Genomic DNA, 7,339 nt, shown 5'->3' on the forward strand with positions numbered 1-7,339 from the left:
GACAGTGGCACCTAGGGAGCGTGACACTTGTCGCGTGTTTTGTAAAGGCGTGAGGTGACGGCCCGCGAAATCGCCGAGGGTGGGCTCGCCGCGCCCACTCTTCTGACGGGCGAGTTCTGCTTCGGGGAGGGCCCGCGATGGTTCGAAGGGCTGCTGTGGTTCTCCGACATGTTCGGCGAGGCGGTGCACACCGTGGACCTCAGCGGTTCGGTGACCACCCTGGCGCTCCCCGGCCACGCACCGTCGGGCCTCGGGTTCCGCCCGGACGGTTCGCTGCTCATCACGTCGGTCGAACGCAGGCAGGTGCTGCGCTATGACGGCGACGCCGTCACCGTCCTGGCCGATCTGAGTGACATGGTGCCCGCCAACCTCGGCGACATGGTGGTCGACGATGCGGGCCGCGCCTACATCGGATCTCAGCAACGCGAGAACGGGGTGATCGTCCGCCTCGACCCCGACGGCGCCGCAACGGTGGTCGCCGACGGACTCGACTTCCCCAACGGGATGGCGATCACCGAGGACCGCTCGACGTTGATCGTCGCCGAGTCGACCGGGCGGCGCCTGACGACGTTCACCGTCGCAGCCGACGGCGGTCTGCGTGACCGCCGGGCCTTCGCCGAGGGACTCGAGGGGCCGCCGGACGGGATCGCGGTCGACGCCGAAGGGGGTGTCTGGACCGCGATGACACTGGCGCACGAGTTCCAGCGCGTGACCGGCGGCGGCGTGGTCACCGACCGGATCGACATCGACGACCGCATGGCGATCGCCTGCGCGCTGGGCGGACCCGAACGGCGCGTGCTGTTCCTGGTCTCGGCCACCGACGCCTATCCGGAGCGGCTCGTCGGCACGAGGAACTCCCGCATCGACACGACGATCGTCGACGTTCCCGGCGCGGGGCTGCCCTGATGTCGGATTCGTATTACGAACTGCTCGACCAGGATTCGCACGGCGAGAGGTTCCTGGCCACCGACCTGGTGCGCAGCACGTGGTCGGCGGCCATCCAGCACGCCGCCCCGGTGTCCGCGCTGCTGGTGCGGGCGCTGGAACGCTGCGAGCAGCGCGACGACACCCGACTGAGTCGGGTGATGGTCGATCTGCTGGGTCCGGTGCCGGCCGAAGGGGACCTGTGGGTGAGCGCGCGGCGCGAACGGGCGGGCAAGCAGATCGAACTGGTCAGCGCGCAGATGTCGGCGCCGGGACCCGACGGCGCACCGCGGCCGGTGGCCCGCGCGAGCGGGTGGCGGCTGCAGACACTGGACACCACCGGCGTGGCGCACGCCGGCGCTGCACCGCTGCGCCCGCTGTCGGAGGCCCGCGGTCGGGACATGGCCAAGGACTGGGACCGCAACTACGTCCACAGCCTCGACTGGCGCTGGCTGACCACGCCTCTGGGCGACGGCCCGGGGGAATCGTGGATCACCCCCACCGTCGACCTCGTCAAGGGCGAGACGATGACGCCACTGGAGCGGTTGTTCGCCGTCGCCGACGACGCCAACGGCATCGGGGCGAAACTCGACATCCGCACGTGGACCTTCCTCAACACCGACCTGGTCGTGCACGTCCACCGGATCCCGGACGGCCGGTGGATCGGCATCCGCGCCGACACCAGTTACGGCCCCGACGGGATCGGCACCACCAGCGGCACCCTGTTCGACGAGTCCGGGCCCGTCGGGGTGATCCAGCAGTCGGTGCTGGTCCGGCCGCGCCCACCCCGGCGGCATCTACCCTGACCGGATGCGGTGGATCGTCGACGGGATGAACGTCATCGGCTGCCGCCCGGACGGGTGGTGGCGTGACCGCCGCGGCGCCATGGCCGTCCTGGTGCGGGCGCTGGAGCGCTGGGCGGTGGCCGAGGGCGCCGAGGTGACGGTGGTGTTCGAGAAGCCCCCGAGCCCACCGCTTCTCTCCGCGGCGGTGACCGTCGCCCATGCGCCGGCCGCGGCGGCGAATTCGGCCGACGACGAGATCGTCCGCCTGGTCTGCGCGGCCGACGACCCCGGCGGAATCGTCGTGGCGACGTCGGACCGCGCACTCGGCGAGCGGGTCCGCGCCGCAGGGGCGGTGACCTATCCCGCCGAGCGCCTCCGCAACGACATCGACCCGCGCTGAGGGTTCAGTCCGTCAATCTCAGTGCGGCAGCGGGACACTGGGTGACGGCTTGGCGCATCCTGTCGTGGTCGGAGGCGGGCCGTCGCTCCCCGTGGATCGTCACGGTGCCGTCGTCCTGCACTTCGAACACGTCCTCGGCGATCGACTCACAGATCCCGTGACCGGTGCACCTGGTAAGGTCGACTTCGACGCGCATATCGGCTCCGTATCTCAGCGGACGATCGCCGGCAGGCGTTTGACGCCGTGCACGAACGTGCTGAACAGCAGGTCGGGTTCGCCGAACTCGACGTGGCTCAGCCGGGTCAGCAGCTCCCGGAACAGATGCCGCAGTTCGGTCTTGGCGAGCTGGTTGCCGAGGCAGAAATGCGGTCCGCCGCCGCCGAAGCCGAGGTGCGGATTCGGTGACCGGCTCAGGTCGAACAGGTGCGGCTCGTCGAAGACCGCCTCGTCACGGTTGGCCGAACAGTAGAACAGCCCGAGCTTGTCGCCGGCGCGCACGGGGGCACCGTTGATCTCGGTGTCGGAGGTGGCGAACCGGGCGAACTGCAGCACCGGTGTCGACCACCGGACGAATTCCTCGACGGCGGTGCCGATCCTGCCGTCGAAGTCTGCCATCAGCCAGTCCCGCTGCGCGGGATTCTCCGACAACGCCAGCATCGCGTGCGTCGTGGTCTGCTTCGTGGTGTCGTTGCCCGCCGATGCAAGCAGGATGAGGAAGGCGCCGATCTCCTCGTCGGTCAACCGTTTCCCGTCGACCTCGGCGTTGACGATGCTGGTCATCAGATCGTCACCGGGGTGGCTGCGCCGGAACTTGGCCAGTTCGACGCCGGTGGCCGACAGCAGCATGATCTCGTTGACGGTGTCGGCGGCCCGCTCCTCGAGCGTGCTGTATTCGTCGTCGCTCATCGCGAACAGCTTCTCCGCGGCCGCGGCCACGGCGGGCTGGTCGGCCGTCGGCACGCCGAGCATCTCCATGATGGTCAGCATCGGCAGCCGTGCCGAACACGCTGCGACGAAGTCGATCTCACCCGCACCGACGAGATCGTCGACGACCGCCACGGCGTTGTCGTGGATCTGCTGTTCGATCCGCCGGACGTTGCGGGGCGTGAACGCCGAACTGATCAGCCGCCGGTACACCGTATGTTCGGGCGGGTCCATTGTGAGGAAGAACGACGCGAACCTCTGCACCTCGGCGGGCATGGGATCGAGCGCCACGCCGCGCTCGGAGGTGAACAACTCCGGGTGCTGGCTCACGAAGACGATGTCGGAGCGTCGGGTGACGGCCCAGAACCCGTCTTCTTCCATCGGGAACAGCGACGACAGCGGGTGATGCCAGGTCAGCCCGTCGTGCGCGCGCAACTGCGCGAACACGGTGTCGCGTTCGGCGAAGGTCCGCTGCCAGAACGACGCCGAGGTGATGTCGACCGAACTGTATTCGCGGGCCGCCGCCGCTGTGGACGTCACGAGGTTCAGCGTGACAGTAGCCGCAAAATTTGTAAAGCTATATCGGTGACGCCGGTGTTGAGCGACGGGAACCGGACCCGTGAGCGGATCCTTGCCGCCACGGCAGAGGTGCTCGGCCGCAACGGGATGACGAAACTGAGCCTGTCGCAGGTCGCCGCGCAGGCCCGCGTGTCACGCCCCACCCTCTACCGCTGGTTCCCCTCGAAACAGGATCTGCTCTCGGCGTTCGTGGTGTGGGAGCGGTCCCTGTACGAGCGGGCCGTCGCCGAGGCCGCCGAGAACCTGCCCGTGGAGCAGCGGCTCGAGGCCGCGCTGCGGATCATCGTCGACTACCAGCACTCGTACCCGGGTCTGCGCATGGTCGACATCGAACCCGCGCAGGTCATCGCCCGCCTCGCCCACATCCTGCCGCGCATGCGCGATCGGCTGGAACGCGGACTGCCCGGCCCCGATGCGGCGGTGGCCGCGTCCACGGCTGTGCGCGTGGCGATCTCGCACTATCTGGTGCGCAGCGATGACGACGACGACTTCCTCGCGCAGCTTCGGCACGCGGCGGGGCTCAGCTGAGGCGGTCACGCCCGCCACCCCGCGGCCGGATCGGCCAGCACCTCGTCGGTGTGCTCACCGAGGCGCGGTGCGGCAGAGCGCGGCGCGCACGGGGTGCCGTGGAAGTCCGCCGGGGTGGCGACCATCGGGATGCTCCCGTCGCCGTCGGGGACGTACACCGCTCCCCCCGCGGCGTGGAACTGTTCGTCGCCCACCACGTCCTCCAGCGAATTGATCGGCGACCAGAAGAGATCCGGTTCCGCCGCGAAGGCCCCCGCCCACTCGGCGAGCGTCCTGGTGGCGAACAGCGCGTCCAGTTCTGCGATCAGTTCACGGGCGTTGACCGCGCGCGACCTGCCCGTGGCGAACCGGTCGTCGGTGAGCCACTCGTGGCGCCCGACGCTTCGGCACAGCGCCGGCCAGTGCCGCTCCCCCTCCAGCCCGACGATCCAGAACCGGCGCCCGTCGCCCGCGGCGTAGTTGTTCATGCAGGGGTTGCCCATCGACTCCCGCCGGCCGATGGCGATCTGGTGCCCGGTCAGCAGGAAGGTGTTCAGGTCGAAGCTGATCGTGTAGACGCCCTGCCGGTACAGCGAGGTGGTGACCAGTTGACCGGCTCCGGTGCGCGCACGCGACACCAGGGCCGCACACACCGCCGCGGCCAGCGTCATGCCGACCGAGTGATCACCCATCCCGCCACGCTGGAACGGCGGATCCTCGCCCGGCCGAGTCAGCAGATGCGCCAGGCCTGCGCGGGCCCAGAATGCGGCGACGTCGTAGGCCGCGCGGTCGGCATCCGGTCCGGTGGCCCCGTACCCGGTGATGAGCCCGTAGACCAGCCGAGGGTTCTGCGCGGCGAGCGTCTCGAAGTCCAGCCCCAGGCGGCGCAGCGCGGACGGCCGCACATTCGTCACGAAAACGTCTGCCGCGCTGAAGAGTTCACGGATGGCGTTCCGGCCCGGATCGGATGTCAGGTCCACCGCGACGCTTCGTTTGGACCGGTTGTCCATCTCGAAGGGCGGGTTCACGCCCGTGTCGATGCCGAGCATGCGCCCGAACATCCGGGCGGGATCCCCGGACGGTGGTTCGACCTTGACCACGTCCGCTCCCCAGTCGGCGAGGATGCCGCCGGTGGCCGGCGCGGCGACCCACACACCCAGTTCCACGACCTTCACGCCGTCCAACGGTCCGGACATCGACCCTCCTCTTGGTGTGGGCGCGTGGACTGGTTTACAGTCTCAACGCTATTTGTAAACCGTCCTCAGATGGCGCCCGAGGAGGCTCGCACCGGTGACGATCAAGTCGAGTATGTCGCCCGCCGTCGGCCTGGCCGCGCACCTCGGCCGCGGGGTGCAGCGCGTGGCGACGGACGCCGTCCTCCGGGGGCGGTGGCCGTTCCCGCGTTCGGTGGCAGACCTCGACGCGCGGGCGGTGTCACGGTTGATGGGCCGCACGGTCACCTCGGTCTCCGTCATCGGCGGTGACGCGGGCACGTCCTCGCGGGCCCGGCTCGCGCTGACCGGCCGGGATGTCCCCGACACGGTGTTCGTCAAGCTGCCCGCGGAGACGGCGGCGACCAGGCTGATGGGCGAACTCGGGCGACTCGGCGACACCGAGGTGCGCTTCTACCGCCAGTTGCGGCCGGAGTTGAGCGGCGCACCGACCGCCCACGGTACGGCCTTCGACCCCCTGACCGGCCGCTACGTGCTCCTCCTGGAGGATCTGCCCGCAGCAGAATGCCTGTTCCCCGACACCCTCCACCCGCTCGACCGCGCTCAGGCCGCCCTCGTGGTGGAGCTGTTGGCCCGTCTGCACGCGACGTTCTGGGGCAGGCTGCCCGCACCCGGGCAGAACGGACCGTTCGACTGGGTGTACTCGCCGTCCGGCGACGACACTTCCCTGCTCACCGGAACCCTGCTGAAGACCTCGGCCCGTCGGCTCGCCGAGCACAGCGACATCCCGGTGCGGGCCGGCCGCTTCATCGACGAGAACTACCGGGCGGTCGCCCGGCTGATCGACGAGCCACCGCACACGATCATGCACGGCGACGCCCACCCGGGGAACCTGTACTTCCGCAACGGTGCGGCCGGCCTGTTCGACTGGCAGGCGGTCCGGCGCGGACATCCCAGCCGCGAACTGGCCTACACGTTGGTCACGAGCATGACCCCGGCCGACCGGCAGGAGTCCCAACGCGACCTGCTCGACGCCTACCGGGACGCGCTCGCGGCCGCGGGTGGCCCCGCGCTCGACCGTGACGACCTGTGGCACCGGTACCGCCAGGCCGCGCTCTACGCCTATGTCGCCGCGCTCATCACCGCGGGGATGGGCGGTATGCAGAACGAGGACATCGCGTACGAGGGGTTGCGCCGCGCGGTGGCCGCTCTGCAGGATCTCGACACCGTGGCGCTGCTGAAGAAGTCGCTGTGACCGGGACGCCGAACGGCGCGAATTCCCCGGCGAGGCGTTACAGGCTCTACCATCTGTGAAACACCCCGTCACTCGAGGCCCTGAATGTGAACGAACCACTGACCGCCCGGCGCGATCCCGCCGAGTTCGACGATTCGTCGACGCAGCACCGCATCCTGGCGGCCACCGCCGAGGTGCTCGGGCGCAGCGGTCAGACGAAACTGAGCCTGTCGGAGGTCGCGCTGCAGGCGGGGGTGTCACGGCCGACGCTGTACCGCTGGTTCGCCTCCAAGCAGGAGTTGCTCGACGCCTTCGGCCGCTACGAGCGGTCGATGTTCGACCAGGGCATCAGCAAGGCGACCCAGGGTCTGCGGGGTAACGAAAAGCTCGACGCCGCCTTGCGTTTCATCGTGTCCTACCAGCAGTCGTACTCGGGTGTCCGGCTCGTCGACATCGAACCCGAGGTGGTGATCGCCCAGCTGGCGCGCATCATCCCGCTGATGCGAGCCCGGCTGGAGAAACTGCTCTCCGGCCCCAACGCCTCGGTCAAGGCCGCCACCGCCATCCGCGTCGCGGTGTGTCACTACATCGTGCGCAGCGACGACGGCGACGAGTTCCTCGCCCAGTTGCGCCACGCGGTGGGCCTCAAGAACCACGACTAGACGTCTCGACCTTCTCGATGCGCACCGCGACCCCGTTGAGCACCGACATCCCGGCCAGGGTCTCGAGATCCTCCGACCGGTTCGAGGTCAGCTCGTTGACGTTGACACCCGGCACGCTGTTCGCCAGACGCCACCCCCCGCCCCGATGCCCC

The 7,339-nt window shown here is 69.5% G+C and carries 9 protein-coding genes; 6 read left to right on the forward strand and 3 right to left on the reverse strand.

The genetic code is table 11. The annotated features are described in order from the left end of the window. The first annotated feature begins 54 nt into the window (after window positions 1–54). From AU196_RS20525 to AU196_RS20535, 3 genes are read left to right on the forward strand one after another with little or no spacing between them, the layout of a single operon-like run. Window positions 55–906, forward strand: coding sequence for an SMP-30/gluconolactonase/LRE family protein (locus tag AU196_RS20525; RefSeq protein ID WP_059096890.1), 852 nt, complete (start codon window positions 55–57; stop codon window positions 904–906). After that, window positions 906–1,730, forward strand: coding sequence for a thioesterase family protein (locus AU196_RS20530; RefSeq protein WP_059096891.1), 825 nt, complete (start codon window positions 906–908; stop codon window positions 1,728–1,730). The genes AU196_RS20525 and AU196_RS20530 overlap by 1 nt, the downstream gene beginning before the upstream one ends. A gap of 4 nt (window positions 1,731–1,734) precedes the next feature. Next, complete coding sequence (locus tag AU196_RS20535) at window positions 1,735–2,109, forward strand: NYN domain-containing protein (protein ID WP_059096892.1); 375 nt, start codon at window positions 1,735–1,737, stop codon at window positions 2,107–2,109. Between the two features lie 4 nt (window positions 2,110–2,113). On the opposite strand, the gene AU196_RS20540 is transcribed toward AU196_RS20535, so the two are convergent. Further along, on the reverse strand, window positions 2,114–2,305 hold the full coding sequence (locus AU196_RS20540; RefSeq protein WP_059096893.1) for a ferredoxin: 192 nt from the start codon (window positions 2,303–2,305) through the stop codon (window positions 2,114–2,116). A 14-nt stretch (window positions 2,306–2,319) separates the two neighbouring features. After that, window positions 2,320–3,573 carry a cytochrome P450 gene (locus tag AU196_RS20545; protein WP_059096894.1) on the reverse strand — a complete coding sequence of 418 codons (1,254 nt, stop codon included), beginning with the start codon at window positions 3,571–3,573 and terminating at the stop codon, window positions 2,320–2,322. Window positions 3,574–3,618: 45 nt separating this feature from the next. Between AU196_RS20545 and AU196_RS20550 the strand changes: the two genes are divergently transcribed. After that, window positions 3,619–4,140 carry a TetR/AcrR family transcriptional regulator gene (locus AU196_RS20550; RefSeq protein ID WP_059096895.1) on the forward strand — a complete coding sequence of 174 codons (522 nt, stop codon included), beginning with the start codon at window positions 3,619–3,621 and terminating at the stop codon, window positions 4,138–4,140. Window positions 4,141–4,145: 5 nt separating this feature from the next. Here the strand turns inward: AU196_RS20550 and AU196_RS20555 are convergent, their stop codons facing one another. Beyond that, window positions 4,146–5,315 (reverse strand): CaiB/BaiF CoA transferase family protein, encoded by a 1,170-nt coding sequence (locus AU196_RS20555; RefSeq protein ID WP_059096896.1) that lies wholly within the window; start codon window positions 5,313–5,315, stop codon window positions 4,146–4,148. A gap of 112 nt (window positions 5,316–5,427) precedes the next feature. On the opposite strand from AU196_RS20555, the gene AU196_RS20560 reads away from it, so the two are divergent. Together AU196_RS20560 and AU196_RS20565 are read left to right on the forward strand one after the other, a co-directional pair. Continuing rightward, window positions 5,428–6,546, forward strand: a complete 1,119-nt coding sequence (locus AU196_RS20560; RefSeq protein ID WP_197415858.1) for a phosphotransferase — start codon at window positions 5,428–5,430, stop codon at window positions 6,544–6,546. 86 nt (window positions 6,547–6,632) lie between these two features. Next, on the forward strand, window positions 6,633–7,187 hold the full coding sequence (locus AU196_RS20565) for a TetR/AcrR family transcriptional regulator (RefSeq protein ID WP_059096898.1): 555 nt from the start codon (window positions 6,633–6,635) through the stop codon (window positions 7,185–7,187). The last annotated feature ends 152 nt before the right edge of the window (window positions 7,188–7,339 follow it).

Source organism: Mycobacterium sp. IS-1742 (genome assembly GCF_001500125.1).
GTDB lineage: Bacteria > Actinomycetota > Actinomycetes > Mycobacteriales > Mycobacteriaceae > Mycobacterium.

Excerpts from the sequence above, each read along its gene's own strand:
- AU196_RS20540 (WP_059096893.1), bottom strand. The coding sequence starts at position 2,305 with ATGCGCGTCGAAGTCGACCTTACCAGGTGCACCGGTCACGGGATCTGT.
- AU196_RS20560 (WP_197415858.1), top strand. The coding sequence starts at position 5,428 with ATGTCGCCCGCCGTCGGCCTGGCCGCGCACCTCGGCCGCGGGGTGCAG.
- AU196_RS20530 (WP_059096891.1), top strand. The coding sequence starts at position 906 with ATGTCGGATTCGTATTACGAACTGCTCGACCAGGATTCGCACGGCGAG.
- AU196_RS20535 (WP_059096892.1), top strand. The coding sequence starts at position 1,735 with ATGCGGTGGATCGTCGACGGGATGAACGTCATCGGCTGCCGCCCGGAC.
- AU196_RS20555 (WP_059096896.1), bottom strand. The coding sequence starts at position 5,315 with ATGTCCGGACCGTTGGACGGCGTGAAGGTCGTGGAACTGGGTGTGTGG.